The sequence below is a fragment of the Salinicoccus halodurans genome, assembly GCF_900114445.1.
GTDB classification, from domain to species: Bacteria; Bacillota; Bacilli; order Staphylococcales; family Salinicoccaceae; genus Salinicoccus; species Salinicoccus halodurans.
In genome coordinates, this window is sequence record NZ_FOTB01000006.1 from 45,470 (window position 1) to 60,721 (window position 15,252).

13 protein-coding genes are annotated in these 15,252 nt (G+C 43.7%); all 13 read right to left on the bottom strand.

Annotated elements, in window-relative coordinates; translation table 11 throughout:
* Positions 1 to 2 precede the first annotated feature (2 nt).
* The 13 genes from BM271_RS12515 to BM271_RS12575 all read right to left on the bottom strand — a co-directional run bounded on the left by BM271_RS12515 (position 3) and on the right by BM271_RS12575 (position 15,246).
* Positions 3 to 1,376 (bottom strand): replication initiation and membrane attachment family protein, encoded by a 1,374-nt coding sequence (locus tag BM271_RS12515; protein ID WP_234960593.1) that lies wholly within the window; start codon positions 1,374 to 1,376, stop codon positions 3 to 5.
* Entirely contained in the window at positions 1,342 to 1,815 is a 474-nt protein-coding gene (gene nrdR / locus BM271_RS12520; RefSeq protein WP_046790412.1) for a transcriptional regulator NrdR, read from the bottom strand. Before nrdR ends, BM271_RS12515 begins: the two co-directional genes overlap by 35 nt.
* 97 nt (positions 1,816 to 1,912) lie before the next feature.
* Positions 1,913 to 2,932, bottom strand: coding sequence for a glyceraldehyde-3-phosphate dehydrogenase (locus BM271_RS12525; RefSeq protein WP_046790413.1), 1,020 nt, complete (start codon positions 2,930 to 2,932; stop codon positions 1,913 to 1,915).
* 84 nt (positions 2,933 to 3,016) lie between these two features.
* On the bottom strand, positions 3,017 to 3,607 hold the full coding sequence (gene coaE / locus BM271_RS12530) for a dephospho-CoA kinase (RefSeq protein WP_046790414.1): 591 nt from the start codon (positions 3,605 to 3,607) through the stop codon (positions 3,017 to 3,019).
* A 4-nt stretch (positions 3,608 to 3,611) separates the two neighbouring features.
* Entirely contained in the window at positions 3,612 to 4,481 is an 870-nt protein-coding gene (gene mutM / locus BM271_RS12535; protein ID WP_046790415.1) for a bifunctional DNA-formamidopyrimidine glycosylase/DNA-(apurinic or apyrimidinic site) lyase, read from the bottom strand.
* 8 nt (positions 4,482 to 4,489) lie between these two features.
* Positions 4,490 to 7,093, bottom strand: a complete 2,604-nt coding sequence (polA, locus tag BM271_RS12540) for a DNA polymerase I (RefSeq protein WP_046790416.1) — start codon at positions 7,091 to 7,093, stop codon at positions 4,490 to 4,492.
* A 122-nt stretch (positions 7,094 to 7,215) separates the two neighbouring features.
* Positions 7,216 to 8,793 (bottom strand): AbgT family transporter, encoded by a 1,578-nt coding sequence (locus tag BM271_RS12545; protein ID WP_046790417.1) that lies wholly within the window; start codon positions 8,791 to 8,793, stop codon positions 7,216 to 7,218.
* 91 nt (positions 8,794 to 8,884) lie between these two features.
* Complete coding sequence (gene mdh, locus BM271_RS12550; protein ID WP_046790418.1) at positions 8,885 to 9,817, bottom strand: malate dehydrogenase; 933 nt, start codon at positions 9,815 to 9,817, stop codon at positions 8,885 to 8,887.
* Positions 9,818 to 9,847: 30 nt separating this feature from the next.
* Positions 9,848 to 11,113, bottom strand: coding sequence for an NADP-dependent isocitrate dehydrogenase (gene icd / locus BM271_RS12555; RefSeq protein WP_046790419.1), 1,266 nt, complete (start codon positions 11,111 to 11,113; stop codon positions 9,848 to 9,850).
* A gap of 35 nt (positions 11,114 to 11,148) precedes the next feature.
* A complete protein-coding gene (locus BM271_RS12560; protein WP_046790420.1) occupies positions 11,149 to 12,264 on the bottom strand; it encodes a citrate synthase in 1,116 nt (371 codons plus the stop codon).
* Positions 12,265 to 12,493: 229 nt separating this feature from the next.
* On the bottom strand, positions 12,494 to 14,041 hold the full coding sequence (locus BM271_RS12565) for a solute symporter family protein (RefSeq protein ID WP_046790421.1): 1,548 nt from the start codon (positions 14,039 to 14,041) through the stop codon (positions 12,494 to 12,496).
* Complete coding sequence (locus tag BM271_RS12570; protein WP_046790422.1) at positions 14,038 to 14,349, bottom strand: DUF485 domain-containing protein; 312 nt, start codon at positions 14,347 to 14,349, stop codon at positions 14,038 to 14,040. The genes BM271_RS12565 and BM271_RS12570 overlap by 4 nt, the downstream gene beginning before the upstream one ends.
* A gap of 144 nt (positions 14,350 to 14,493) precedes the next feature.
* Positions 14,494 to 15,246: a hypothetical protein gene (locus BM271_RS12575; protein ID WP_046791505.1), complete on the bottom strand. Its 753-nt coding sequence runs from the start codon at positions 15,244 to 15,246 to the stop codon at positions 14,494 to 14,496.
* Positions 15,247 to 15,252 lie beyond the last annotated feature (6 nt).

The window sequence follows — 15,252 nt, forward strand, 5'->3', positions numbered from 1 at the left end:
AATCACCTGGATTTTCTGAATTCCTCTATCATTTTTTGGATCTCGGGATCATCTTTAGCTGTTTTCTGCGTCGATCGATCTTCCGATTTCTCTTCTTTTTTAACTTTTGGTTTCTGTTCTTCTACTTTCCCTTTGCCGTCCATCCAGGCAGGGCGGCGCTCGCCCTGCCGTTCTCTGTAATTATATTTCTGCGCCGCTTTCTGAGATGCATTTTTCTTCTGCTGTCTGAAATCCATGATGGACTGGTACGCATCTTTGGCTGAAAGGATGCCTTTAGACTCCCAGTCTTTGGCAATCTTCATAGTGTACGGATAATTCAAATCCCCCTGCTTCTGCTGATATACATATTCAAGCAGCAGGTTGATTACTCCGTTTGGAAGTGAAGTCTTTGCAATGATGTCTGTAACCAGCTTCAAGTCCTGATCGCTCGGCTTAAAATTCCTGATATCATTCAGACGGTCCAGTGGATTGATGTTCTCCAGACTGTCTATATAAGAATTACCAGATGTTTGAGCCTTCGGCGTTTCGTCTTCCTTCTGAAGTTTCGGCAGTCTGCTGCCGTTCTCTTTCTGGTAATATCTTCTCGCTTCATACTTCAGCTGTTCTTCGTCTATACCCGCATATTGGGTAGTTGAAGACATCAATATCTGTTTTATGTCATAGGCATTCAAATCAAAGAGCGCACTCAATTTGACAATCAGCATGCGGACTTCTTTCGTGAAGAACGCCCGGTCTATTTTCGTCCCTTTCAAATGCGTGAACAGCACGTCAAAGTCAAAATCATCCAGGTCCATATTCGGACCTGAGGAATGATTCTCTTTCTGAAAACTTTCGGAGGGAACACTGAATCCTTCCGCGCTTCCGGAAGTGAACACTTCTGTGAATTTACGGGTCACTTCTGAAAAATTTTCAGGCATCCCGGGATAGATGAGTCTTTCCTTTTTCTTCCTGTAGGCATCGGGCCCAATTGTATTATACAGGTACAGGCTCAGCATGGGATCTTTGAAAAATGATTCAGGCGTCAGCGGCAACAGAACTTCATAAATAAACAAATCATCATGTGCTTCATTGGATACGAAAGTCCTTATCAGTCCGATCGCTTCCAATTTTTCGATTTCATTTGAAAACTTTGACAGAGGCATGCCGAACTCATCCATCATTTCCCTGTGAAACCGGACAGCCAGCGGTTCATAATGGGAAGCAGACTCATTAAAATAAATATAGACCATCGCCGCTTCCGCATTGATGAGAGGAAGATACAGTTCATTGATCACATCCAGATGATGTGTACTCAACTTTGCCGGTCTGTATATTATAAATTCTGTATTCGGCTTCAATCGGTCATTGAAGTTCATCATCATCACTGCCTTTGGCAAGATGTTTCAGCGTATCCATCAGCTGATCTATATCTTTGAATTCTTTATAAACAGACGCAAACCGTACGTATGCCACCTGGTCGAGCGTAATCAACTCGTTCATCACACTTTCCCCGATTTCATTGGAAGTGATTTCAGGCTTGTTCAGGTTTCTCAGCGCAGCCTCTATATTCCCTGTTCTCTTTTCCAGTTCTTCGTAAGGGATCGGACGCTTTTCACATGCTCTCAGCAGGCCGTCCATCACTTTTTCGCGGTTGAAAACTTCCCTCGTGCCGTCTTTTTTTACAACGACCAGCGGGGAGAGCTCCATCCGTTCGAATGTAGTAAACCTAAATCCGCAATTTTCACATTCCCTGCGTCTTCTGATGGCAGAAAACTCATCTGTATGTCTTGAATCGACTACTTTTGAACTGGGATGTCTGCAAGTTGGACATTTCATATAATCACCTCATCATCCGGGGTTAAGTACTTCATTATAATATAACATAAGCAAAAAAAGAAGAAACCGAAGTTTCTTCTTAAAAATTACAATTTAATTAAGCATTACTGACAAGTGATTTGGAAAGAATCTGTCTGGCAAGGTCCACGACTCTTGTGGAGTAACCCCATTCGTTGTCATACCATGCAAGCACTTTAACTTTATTGTCGTCCATCACCATGGTCAGAGAGCTGTCAATAATGGAACTTCTGCTGTCAGTGTTGAAGTCACTTGATACAAGCGGATCGCCGGAGACACCGAGGATGCCTTTCAGTTCGCCATCTGCATATTTTTCAAAAGTTTCATTAATTTCTTCTTTTGTCACGCTCTTGCCGAGATCTACAACCAGGTCTACGAGAGAGACATTGGAAACAGGTACACGAAGTGCCAGACCGTGAAGTTTTCCATTCAGTTCAGGAAGAACTTCTCCAAGTGCTTTAGCGGCACCTGTAGATGTGGGAATAATGTTGTCTGCGCATGAACGCGCCCTTCTCAGATCTTTATGCGGGTTATCGATGTTCTTCTGATCATTAGTATAAGCATGGACGGTTGTCATCAAACCGTTTGTAATGCCGAATTCATCATTAAGTACTTTTGCCACCGGCGCCAGACAGTTCGTAGTACATGATGCATTGGAGAAGACATCGTATTTTTCAGCATCAAGCTCCTGATCATTAACACCCAGTACAATCGTTTGGACATCGCCGCCTTTGGAAGGTCCGGTAAGCAGCACCTTTTTGGCACCCGCTTTAACATGTGCATCCGCCTTATCGCCATGGTTGAAAGCTCCTGTAGCCTCTATTACAAGATCGATGCCAAGATCCGCCCAAGGGAGATCTTCAGGATTCCTTTCACGGGTGATGAGGATTTCCCTGCCGTCGACAATCAGTTTTTCGCCTGCCGGTTCAACACGTTTAGACCATTTTCCATGCGTTGTATCATAGTTGATGATGTGTGCAAGTGTTTCAGCGGGATAACTTGCGTTCACCGCTACCAGATCGAGTTCTTCAGATTCTGCAGCAATGCGGAAAACCATTCTGCCAATTCTGCCTAAACCATTAATTGCAATTTTTTTCATGACAATCGCCCCTTAATGCTATACTTATTTTTAATTAGTATAACATAATTGGAAATAGTTTAAAGCATAATTGTGAAATTACAGTCATTTTTCAATTTCAGACAGGAATTGCTCTATCTGTTCATACAGATTCGCGCGTGAACCACTGTTATCAAGCACAAAATCGCTTTTGTCCCTTTTCTCTGCCAGAGGCATCTGACTGCTGATTCTGCTTTCCGCTTCCGCTTCAGTTAACCCATTCCGTTCCATTAATCTTGTTTTTTGAATCGATTCGTCAACATAAACAGTCAATGTTATGTCACATTGATCATCCAGCCCATTCTCAAACAGCAATGGGATGTCTAAAAAGACATGATTATCCTGAACGAGCCGGTCTCTGTCCTCATTCATCATTCTCCTCACTTCCGGATGGACGAGTTTATTAAGCACCTTGCGCTGCCCGGGATCTTTGAAAATGATCGCTCCGAGCCTGCTGCGGTCTATTTCCCCGTCTTCTGACACAACATCCTCCCCGAAAGACTGTATGATACCTTTATATGAAGGCCCGGATTTTGCAGTGGCCTTCCTTGCATACTTATCGGCATCGAGGACAGGATATCCCTTTTCTTCGATATATGCTGATGCTGTCGATTTTCCACTGGCGATGCCGCCTGTCAATCCAATGATGCTGTTCATATTATCACCTCTGGCATTTAGTACAGTAAAATGTGTTCCGCGTTGCAATCACTTTGGTTTTTACATCGCCGCCACACTGGCTGCATCTTTTCTTTTGGTATATTTTAAAACGGTCCTGCATGCTGCCGCTCTGTCCCGACACACCTCTGTAATCTGAAATCGTAGATCCTCCGCTTGAGAGCGACACTTCAAAAACATTCACAATTTCCTCATGCAGCCGTCTCAGCCGTTCCACAGATATACTTCCTGCTTTCTTAGTCGGCAGTATACCCGATGCAAATAAAGCTTCTGAAGCATAAATATTACCAACACCCGGAATGACTGAACTGTCCATGATTACTGCTTTGACAGATTTCTTACTGTTTTGTTCATTCCTTGCTCTTTCCAGAAAATAAGAAAGACTGTCCGGATCGGTATACTCCGGGGCCATGCGTCTGAAGGGTGCAAAGTCGTTTAATCGTTTCACAGTGCTCATTTCCCCGAATCTCCTTATATCACAATAAGACATTAAAGCATTGTCATCCAGATTAAATAATACATGCCAGTGCTTTCTGTAATTCAAATTTTCTATCTCTTCCAGGGATCCGGTTATAAAAAATGCACCGGACATCCCAAGATGGCCAATCATATGGAATATTTCATCCGATTTCTCCAAAATGAAGAAGAGATATTTACCTCTTCTTCCAACTTTCAATATGGAAGCCCCGGGCATCATTTCCCTGAATTCCCCGAGGTCCTGTTTAACAATTGTCTTTCGTCCCGTGTCATGCCCTTTATAAACATAATCAGACAGTTCGACACTTTCTATCTTCCGTCCTTCCACACTTCGCGAAAGCTCTCTTTTAACCAACTCCACTTCCGGTAATTCCGGCATAATTCCACCTACTTCACTTCATACCAATCTGTACCGTATCCATACTCCACTTTAAGCGGTACGTTCATCTCCATCGCATGCTCCATGATTCCCTTAATGACAGGAATAAAATCTTCAACCTGACTTTTTGGAATATCAAAGATCAGTTCATCATGTATCTGCAATAATAGTTCTGCATCGAATTTCTGCGCTTCTTCAGACTGTGCATATTTTACCATGGCCAGCTTGATGATGTCCGCAGCGCTCCCCTGTATAGGCGAATTCATCGCTGTGCGTTCTGCAAAGCTCCTCGCGTTGAAGTTCCGGCTGTGAATATCAGGGATATACCGTCTTCTGTTCATCAATGTCTTAACATAGCCGTCTCTTTTGGCATCCTGCACTATCGTTTTCATAAATTCTTTAACTTCAGCAAAGGAATCCAGATAGTTTTCAATGAATTTTTTTGCCTCTTTCCGCGTGATGCCCAGATTCTGACTCAGTCCATAGTCACTGATTCCGTAGACTATCCCGAAGTTGACAGCTTTTGCATTCCGCCGCATCTCGGATGTAACATCTTCTTTCTCGACGCCGAATACTTCCATGGCCGTTTTTGTATGGATGTCGGTATTGGATGTAAATGCACTGATCATCGTCGCATCCTGTGTTATATGTGCGAGCACTCGGAGTTCAATCTGTGAATAGTCCAGTGCAAGCAATACGTGATTCTCATCTTTTGGTACGAATGCCTTTCGTATCCTCCGCCCTTCTTCAATACGGATCGGGATATTCTGAAGATTCGGCTCAACTGAAGACAGCCTTCCCGTTTGTGCCAATGTCTGATTGAAACGTGTATGGATTCTCGAATCTTCTTTTATCTCCCCCTGCAGTCCTATGACATAAGTAGACTGTAATTTGGATAAAGTCCGGTAATCCAGAAGATACCGGATGATTTCATGTTTATCCTGCAGCTGTTCCAATACATCCACCGCAGTGGAATAGCCGGTCTTTGTTTTTTTGATCACAGGCAGTTCCAATTTTTCAAACAGCACCCGGCCAAGCTGCTTCGGCGAGTTTATGTTGAAATCCTCCCCGGCAAACTCATGAATTTTCGATTCTATTGCATTCAGACGTTCCTGTATTTCAGTTTCCATTTCAACAAGTCTTGAGGCATCCACGGTTATCCCCTTTATTTCCATTTCAGCAAGCACTTTGGAAAGCGGGATTTCAAGGTCCATCCATAGATCATACATCTCATCTTCCTGAAGGGATTTGACCACTTTATCTTTCAGCATATGCACTGCCATCACTTTGGAGTTAAGAAACTCCACACGTTCTTCATGCGGCGGATTTTTGGATTTCCTGCCTTTACCATAGTGGTAGTCATCACTGTCAACTGAGATACCAAACTGACCCGCAGTCTCGGCGACATCCAATATCTTACGGGATGGATCAAGCAGGAAACTTGCCAGCATAACATCTGTAGTAAAATCATTGAACCTGATGGCCAGCTGCCTCAGCAGACCCGTCTGACGTTTCAAATCATAGACATTGATGGCCCTCCTGGAATTCAGGAATTTTCCCAGCGTCCCGGCATCGACCGCTTCAATTTCATCGACAAACGTCTTATTTCCATCAGTAACTGCGATATATTCAGGCGGATTAACCAGATAATTGCCGGCGTTCACTTCCAGGTGGAGTGATACTTCCTGACCGAGTTCATCCATGGATTCTACACGTACATCATCAAAAACGATCTTATCCTCCGCTTCATTGGCTTCCATATTACCGAGAAGTGATTCAAATTCGAGTTCTTTGAACAATTCATATTTCTCTTCTTCATTATCATCGGAAAAAGCCAGATCATCCAAATTGAAATCAAACGGCACTTCCCTGTGGATTGTCGCAAGTTCCTTGCTCATCAGAGCATCCTCTTTATGTTCAGTCAGATTCTCCTTGAGCTTCTTGCCGGCGACAGCATCTATATTATCGAGCACTTTTTCCACCGAGCCGTAAGTGGCAAGCAGTTTCAGGGCCGTCTTTTCCCCCACTCCGGGGACACCGGGAATATTGTCCGACTTATCCCCCATCAGACCTTTCAGATCGACAATCTGAAACGGCTTCAATCCGTATTTTTCATCGATGAACTCCGGGTTGTAGAGATCAATATCGGATATGCCTTTTTTCGTGTAGTAAATCACAGTCTTGTCACTTGCAAGTTGTGTAAGGTCTTTATCACCCGTTATGATGATCGTCTGAAAATTTTCATCCTCGTCCGCCTCGCGGCTCAATGTGCCGATGATATCATCCGCTTCAAATTCTTCAATTTCATATCTTTTAATACCATAGGCATCAATCAGACGGCGGATCGGCGCCAGCTGTTCACCAAGCTCCGGCGGCATCTTCTGACGGCCGCCTTTATACTCCGAATACTGCTTATGTCTGAATGTGGATTTCCCTGCATCAAACGCCACAAGGAAATGTGTGGGTTCTTCGTCTTTTATGATTTTTTCCAGAAGACGGGCGTAGCCGAATATCGCATTCGTATGGAGACCGCTCTGGTTGCTCAGAAGCGGCAATCCGTAAAAAGCTCTGAAAGCTACACTGTTACCATCTATCAAAATTAATTTTTTCATGGATAATGCCTACTTTCTATTAGAATCCGTGCGTTTATTTTCATACTTCCTCATATATGGATTATACATTTGGGAAAGATATTAATCCATTGAAAAAGACACAGCCGGAGCTGTGTCTTGATTTATCCAGGATAATGTATTGGTGCATCCGGACCGAGTGGTATTCCGAGAAGCATCCAGACGATCAGCATGATTGCCCAGAAGATGAAGAAGCATATTGAGTATGGAAGCATTACAGAAATCAATGTTCCGATACCAATGTTCTTATCGTATTTCTGTGCAAATGCAATGATGATCGCAAAATATGTCATCAATGGTGTGATGATGTTCGTACTGGAATCGGCAACCCTGTAAGCCATTGTGGTCAATTCCGGAGAATAACCAAGCTGCATCAGGATCGGCACGAAAATCGGTGCCATCATCGCCCATTTTGCACTTGCGCTTCCGATGAACAGATTGACGAATGCTGTAACCAGCATGAATCCAATAATCAGCGGCACGCCGGTAAGCTGAAGACTGTCAAGAATCTCTGCGCCATAAACACCGATGACGATGCCGAGGTTGGATTCAGTGAAATATGCAACGAACTGCCCCGCAGCAAATGCAAGAACGATGAACATTCCCATGGAAGCCATGGTTTCAGTCATCTGGTTGGCGACATCCTTATCATTTTTGATACTCTTCGTCACCATACCATATACGATGCCGGGTATAAGGAAGAGAATCGCGATAATCGGCACAAGCGAGCTCATGAACGGCGATTGGATGATGGTGTCCATGTAGTTCCCCACATCATCCGGTCCGCGCATAGGGGAATTCGGAAGTACTACAAGCAAGAGTGCCAGTATCAGACCGATGACAAGAGAAACACCGGCCCAAATCATGCCTTTTTTCTCGATCGGCTGAAGAGTCTGAATATCCTCTGCATCTGCCAGTGTATTATTCTCATCATCTTCATCCATTTTAAAAGTTCCAAGACGCGGTTCGACAATCTTGTCGGATACGAACCAGCCTACCAGTGTCAGCAGGAATACACTTGATACGATGAAATACCAGTTGAATGCCACGTTCATGGATTCTGCATATGCAGGATCTATGAGCGCTGCACCAGCGGCGGAAAGCTCCATCAGCATTACATCCGTACCACTGAGAAGCAGATTGGCCGAGAAGCCTGCTGATACTCCGGCAAATGCTGCAGCGAGACCGGCAAGCGGATGTCTGCCAAGTGCCAGGTATAAAAGGGCTCCCAGCGGAGGCAGGACGACGTAGCCGGCATCGGATGCCACAGATGACATGATACCTGCAAATACGAGACCGGCAGTAATCAGGCTTTTAGGAATCGACAGAACAAACCCTTTAAGCACTGCTCCGATCAGACCGGATCTTTCGGCTACTCCGATGCCCAGCATTGTAACAAGTACGACGCCAAGCGGTGCGAAGTTGATGAAATTATCAGTCATGCTTTCAAATATGTAGCTGATACCTTCTGAATTGAGCAGATTATTGACTGTGACCGTCTCATTGCCCTCCCCAGGGTGCTGAACGGATACACCTGCCATTGAGAACAAAGCAGATGCCACAAGTGTCAAAACTGCAAGTATTGCGAATAAAGTTACCGGATGTGGAAGCTTATTCCCAAGCCACTCAACAAAATCCAGGAACTTTTGAAACATCCCATGTTTCTTTTCCCTATTTTCCATTTTCGAAATTTTCCTCCTATTTAAATAAATGAAAAAAGTCACCTTATGGTGACTTTCTCAGTATAATATTCTAATACACTTTTTTCAAAGGTTATTTTAGAACATTCATAACACTGATCACTGAATCTCTTGATTTATCAAGTTGTTTTCTTTCATCGTCAGTCAGTTCAAGCTCGATGATCTTTTCTATACCGTCGGTGCCAAGCACTGTTGGAACCCCGAGGTACAGTCCGTCATATCCATACTCACCTTCAAGATAAGCGATGGAAGGCAGAACACGTTTCTGGTCTTTTAAAATCGCTTCAGCCATCTGTACAAGTGCTGCCGCCGGTGCATAGTAGGCAGAACCGTTTCCAAGAAGATTGACGATTTCAGCACCACCCTTGCGTGTGCGTTCAATAATGCTGTCTATCTTCTCCTGCTCTATCAAGTCTGTAAGAGGGACCCCGCCAACACTTGAATAGCGGATCAGAGGCACCATATCATCACCGTGGCCGCCCAGGACAAACCCTTGGACGTCTTTGACTGAAAGACCTAATTCTTCCGCTACAAATGTCCGGAACCTTGCTGTGTCCAGTACACCGGATTGTCCGATGACTCTGTTTTTTGGCAGACCGGATTCCTTATACACTGTATATGTCATTGCATCCACAGGATTGGTAAGCACGATGATCGTACAATCCGGTGAGTGTTTAACAATATCCCGTGTTACAGCAGCCATGACTTTCTGATTCGTCTTAACGAGGTCGTCACGGCTCATACCGGGCTTACGTGCAATTCCTGCTGTAATGATTACAATATCTGAACCTTTTGTATCCTCATAGTTGCTGGTACCGGTAATTCTGGCGTCTACACCCAATACAGGAGTAGCTTCCTGCATATCCAAAGCTTTTCCTTTTGTTGGGCTTTCAGATTGTGGAATGTCGACAAGAACAATATCTCCGAGCTCTTTGGCTGCAGCGATAAATGCTGTAGTGGCACCGGTAAAACCGGCGCCGATTACAGATATTTTCTTTCTTTCCATGCTGTACACTTCCTTTGTCAACAAAGTGAATTACATATTTTTGATGAGTTCGTTTCCGAATTCAGAACATTTCACTTCTTTGGCATTGTCCATGAGTCTCGCAAAGTCATAAGTGACAACTTTGGAAGCAATTGTTTTTTCCATTGCTTTTGTAACAAGGTCAGCCGCTTCCTGCCAGCCGAGGTGTTCCAGCATCAATACACCGGAAAGCACAACTGAGGATGGATTGACTTTATCAAGTCCTGCGTATTTAGGCGCAGTTCCGTGAGTTGCTTCAAAGATTGCATGGCCTGTTTCATAGTTGATGTTCGCACCCGGAGCGATACCGATACCGCCAACCTGTGCAGCAAGTGCATCAGAAATGTAGTCACCGTTCAAGTTCATAGTAGCGACAACACCGAAATCTTTCGGACGTGTAAGGATCTGCTGCAGGAAGATATCCGCAATTGCATCCTTGATGATGATCTTACCGGAAGCTTCAGCTTCTCCCTGAACTTTGTCAGCTTCTTCTCTGCCTTTTTCTTCAACAATCTTATCGTACTCTTTCCATGTGAATACTTTATCGCCGAATTCACGCTCCGCGAGGTCGTAACCCCATGCTTTGAATGCACCTTCTGTAAATTTCATGATGTTGCCTTTGTGAACCAGCGTTACGGAAGGACGGTTGTTATCAATCGCGTAGTTGATTGCAGAACGCACCAGACGCTCCGTACCTTCTTTGGAAACCGGTTTGATGCCTATGCCGGAAGTTTCAGGGAAACGGATATTTTTTGCTCCCATTTCGTTCTGAAGGAAATCAATCACTTTTTTGACTTCATCAGTACCTTCCTGGAACTCTATACCTGCATAGATATCTTCAGTATTCTCACGGAAGATTACCATGTCAGTGTCTTCCGGACGCTTGATCGGGGAAGGCACGCCATCGAAGTATCTTACAGGACGCAGGCAAGTGAAAAGATCCAGTTCCTGTCTGAGCGCTACGTTCAATGAACGGATTCCGCCGCCGATTGGTGTCGTCAGAGGGCCTTTGATTGCGAGCAGATATTCATCAATGGTATCAAGTGTTTCTTTTGGCAGCCATTCTCCGGTTTTATCGAAAGCTTTCTGTCCCGCCAGCACTTCTTTCCATTCGATTTTCTTCTCGCCGTTGTAAGCTTTTTCTACAGCAGCATCAAGTACTTTGCTGGCTGCACTCCAGATGTCAGGGCCGATTCCGTCCCCTTCTATAAATGGAATAACCGGATTATCAGGTACATTCAGTACACCGTTATCAGTAGTGATTTTTGAGCTTGACATTATTCAAATACCTCCAGAATTTTATGTGTTATTGTTTATCTATTTTCGATTGAATCATACTTCTTGCCTGTTTGGCCAACATATTCTGCTCTTGGGCGAATCAGACGGTTGTCAGCATACTGCTCAAGAATATGAGCAAGCCAGCCTGACATACGGCTCATCGTGAATATAGGTGTAAACAGATCGTGGTCGATACCAAGTGAATGGTAAACAGAAGCACTGAAGAAGTCAACGTTCGGAAGGAGACCTTTTTCTTTTTCCACAATCTCAGCAATTTTAGCCGATTTTTCATAGAGTTCAGGTTCTCCGCGCTGTTCAGTCAGTTTCTGTGACATATCTTTCAGGTATTTGGCACGCGGGTCGCCTTCTTTGTACACACGGTGGCCCATACCCATGATTTTTTCTTTGTTGTCGAATTTTTCCTGCAGATATCCTTCTACCGCATCTACAGATTCAATTTCAGACAGCATTGCCATTACACGCTCATTGGCACCGCCGTGAAGAGGTCCTTTAAGCGCACCGATTGCAGCTGTAACTCCGGAATAGACGTCGGATAAAGTTGCAACACAGACACGGGCTGTAAATGTAGATGCATTAAGTTCATGGTCTGCATGAAGTACAAGAGCCTTGTTCATCGCCTCAACTTCAATGTCATTAGGCACTTCGCCATTAAGCATGTAAAGGAAGTTGGCAGCATAGCTGTATTCTTTTTTCGGATTTAAAATTTCTTTTCCGTTTCTTGTTCTGGCGAAAGCTGCAACTAAAGAAGCAATCTGCGCCTGAATTTTAATTGCTTTTTCATGGTTTGCCTCTTCGTTCATTTCCTCAGTCAGCTCATCGAAGTGAGCCAGATAGGATACAGCGGTTCTGATTGCAGTCATCGGATGGACATCATCAGTGTTGTACCCTTCAAAATGACTGTGGATTTTAGGATCAAGCGTCATATATCCGAAGAGCTTCTCACGGAATTCATCCAATTCCGATTGATTCGGAAGTCTGTCATTCCATAGAAGGAATACCACTTCCTCGAACATTGCATTTTCTGCAAGGTCGTCTATCTCATATCCACAGTATGTCAACTGTGAACCGATGATGGAGCTGATGCGTGATTCAAGCGCCACAACACCTTCTAAACCTTTTTTCTCAGACATATCGATTCTCCTTTAATAAATTAAAGATACAGCCTGTTGGCCTCTACACCATTATAGCAAATTCAATAACTTTGTGAACAAATCAAATTTTCTTAAAGATTGTGAAAAATTATTCGTTAAAAGCCCTGAAACCGCTTCACTAAAGGAAAAAGCGCAAATCTTAAAAGATTTGCGCTCCATATAAGAAACTGTTAATTAACTTATCGAAACATATAAGTTAACCTTATATTCAGTGCGTGGTCTCTGATGTGGAAATACCTGTTGCAGCTTTGACCTGTACTTCCCGGTACTTCTTCTGTGACTCTTCTTTTCCGAGAAAGGTGCCCAGAAAAGCACCGAGAAAACCGGCAGGCACTGATAGGATTGCCGGATTATCCAACGGGAATACCGGTTCCATTGCTATGAAGGCAGCTCCAGAAGGATCCATGACGTTCGGTCCCAGAATAACAAGTACCAATGAAACGATCAGCCCCGTCAATATCCCTGTAACAGCTCCATGGGTATTGAACCGCTTCCAAAAAATTGTAAATACAATTACTGGCAAGTTTGCACTTGCTGCTACACAGAATGCCAGGGACACAAGGAAAGCAACGTTCTGGTTTTGAGCAAAGATTGCCAGCACAATAGAAAGCACACTCACACTGAACGCTGCAATTTTGGCAGCCAGCATCTGCTGCTGTTCCGAAATTTTACCTTTTTTGATGACCTGGCCGTAAATATCATGTGCAAACGCACTGGCACCTGAGAGGACAAGTCCTGCCACTACAGCAAGAATCGTAGCGAATGCCACTGCTGATACAAATGACATCAGCAGATCCCCGCCGAGCCTATCAGCAAGAAGCGGTGCTGCCATGTTACCCGCCGGGTTGGCTGCGATGATTTCTTCCCTTGAGAGAAGTGCCGCTGCACCAAAACCAAGGAAAATCGTAAGTATATAGAATATACCGATGATCCAAGTCGCCCACATGACCGAACTTCTTGCTGTTTTGGCGTCCCGCACAGTAAAGAATCTCATAAGAATATGCGGCAGACCTGCAGTACCGAACAGAAGTGCTATCATCAGAGAGATGTTATTGAGCGGTGATGCTCCTTGCGCCCCTGGATTTAAAAATTCTCCCTTGAATTCCGGAGCACTTATATTCTTCATCTCACCAAACATCGTGAAAATGTTGAAATTGAAATGAAGCAGTACTAAAAATGAAATGATTACCGTACCAATCATCAGCAGTACAGCCTTGACCATCTGAACCCAGCTCGTTGCCGTCATTCCACCAAACAATACGTATATCGTCATCATGATTCCGACAATGATCACCGATAGACTGTATGGTATTCCAAACAGAAGCTGAATCAGCGCCCCCGCACCGACGAGTTGGGCAAGCATATAGAAAATTACGATAGTAATGGACGACAATGCGGCGAATGCCCTTACTTTCTTTAATTCAAACCGTGCCGCGATCATGTCAGCCACCGTGTATTTACCTAAGTTGCGTAACGGCTCTGCGACAATATACAATACGACCAGATATGCTGTTAAGTATCCGACACTATAGAAGAACCCGTCGAATCCCCATAGTGCGATGGCTCCTGCGATTCCAAGAAATGACGCTGCGGAAAGATAATCGCCCGAAATGGCGAGACCGTTCTGCCATCCGGTCAATCCTCCGCCTGCTGTATAAAAATCTTTCGTTGAATTTGTCCTTTTGGAAGCAAAGTATGTGATAACAAGTGTAGCTCCGACAAACACCAAAAACATTATGATTACAGTTGCACTCATTCCTCTTCCCCTTCCCTGTACTTCCTGATGATTTCGTCCGCTTCTTTATCAAATATTTTAGCCCGTTTCATATAAATTGTGACAAGCGTCCATACCATGACAAAAAGCAAAAGAGCATAAATCCACGCCCATGAAATATTACCGAATGCTTCATTATTCAAAATTGTGGTATAGCCGGTAAGTACCGGAAACAACAATGTTGCAATGATGAAGAAAATGCTTATGGGCATAATGAATTTGTTCCTCGTGCTGAGAAGCGTTTTGAATTCAGGTTGCTCAGCAATCTTCTCATAATCAATTTCTTTCATTTAAATTCCCCCTTTGTAGTTACATTTTATTTGTAGTTTAAAATTATGTCAATTTTATGAATTATTTAAATAGTGTAAATTTATAACACCCTTTGATTTTATGAAATAAAAATACTCCATATTTGTATATGGAGTATTGATAAATTACATATTTTTAGGTTTTTCCAAAACATCGATTTCACCGATGCGTGTGATTCCCAGATTCGAAATCATATTGATTTCCCGGCCTTCACTCTCTACTGTCAGAGTCAGTTTTCCGCCTGTGTATTGATATTCATCATTCAGGGTTACTGTAACAAGACCGTTTAAACTTTCGGCATTATCCAGAGAATTCAGCACTTCATCATTTAAAAATACTGAAACTTCTTCCGCGGATTTCACAGGAAATTCAATCTTATATCCTTCATCGGTTTTGGATGCATCGCCCTCTTTGAATGCCTCCAGACTTGTGATGATCTCTCCGTAAGTGCTGCCGCTCATGTCTACATCTTTCTCTTCTTCACTAATGTTGCCATCTTCATAGATAAAATGATCTCCATCTATAATATAATGGGAACTTATAGCACTTCCGTTATCGACCTCAACCTTCACTTCATCCTGTTCACTCTGTGTGGTTATTGTCCGGACGACATTTTGGGTGTCTTCCGAAGAAATGGTGAACGTCTGTCTTGCCTCATAACTGGATGTATCGCCCCATTCGGCTATTGCTTCCTCTATGATTTCAGATGCATCGGTCTTCTCCTGTTGGCTCTCTTCTGTCTGTTCAGGTTCTTCCGACTCCTGTGATGCATTCTGGTTTTCATTTTCTTCAGCACTCTTTTCCCCGCCCGAACTGTCTTCGTTTCCGCAGGCAGTAAGCACTATCGCCATCAGCATAAGTAATAATATTCTTTTCATTTCAGC

What these genes read in the sequence shown, in the direction of transcription:
- nrdR (WP_046790412.1), bottom strand. Translation starts at nt 1,815, where the DNA reads ATGAAATGTCCAACTTGCAGACATCCCAGTTCAAAAGTAGTCGATTCA.
- BM271_RS12525 (WP_046790413.1), bottom strand. Translation starts at nt 2,932, where the DNA reads ATGAAAAAAATTGCAATTAATGGTTTAGGCAGAATTGGCAGAATGGTT.
- coaE (WP_046790414.1), bottom strand. Translation starts at nt 3,607, where the DNA reads ATGAACAGCATCATTGGATTGACAGGCGGCATCGCCAGTGGAAAATCG.
- mutM (WP_046790415.1), bottom strand. Translation starts at nt 4,481, where the DNA reads ATGCCGGAATTACCGGAAGTGGAGTTGGTTAAAAGAGAGCTTTCGCGA.
- polA (WP_046790416.1), bottom strand. Translation starts at nt 7,093, where the DNA reads ATGAAAAAATTAATTTTGATAGATGGTAACAGTGTAGCTTTCAGAGCT.
- BM271_RS12545 (WP_046790417.1), bottom strand. Translation starts at nt 8,793, where the DNA reads ATGGAAAATAGGGAAAAGAAACATGGGATGTTTCAAAAGTTCCTGGAT.
- mdh (WP_046790418.1), bottom strand. Translation starts at nt 9,817, where the DNA reads ATGGAAAGAAAGAAAATATCTGTAATCGGCGCCGGTTTTACCGGTGCC.
- icd (WP_046790419.1), bottom strand. Translation starts at nt 11,113, where the DNA reads ATGTCAAGCTCAAAAATCACTACTGATAACGGTGTACTGAATGTACCT.
- BM271_RS12560 (WP_046790420.1), bottom strand. Translation starts at nt 12,264, where the DNA reads ATGTCTGAGAAAAAAGGTTTAGAAGGTGTTGTGGCGCTTGAATCACGC.
- BM271_RS12565 (WP_046790421.1), bottom strand. Translation starts at nt 14,041, where the DNA reads ATGAGTGCAACTGTAATCATAATGTTTTTGGTGTTTGTCGGAGCTACA.
- BM271_RS12570 (WP_046790422.1), bottom strand. Translation starts at nt 14,349, where the DNA reads ATGAAAGAAATTGATTATGAGAAGATTGCTGAGCAACCTGAATTCAAA.
- BM271_RS12575 (WP_046791505.1), bottom strand. Translation starts at nt 15,246, where the DNA reads ATGAAAAGAATATTATTACTTATGCTGATGGCGATAGTGCTTACTGCC.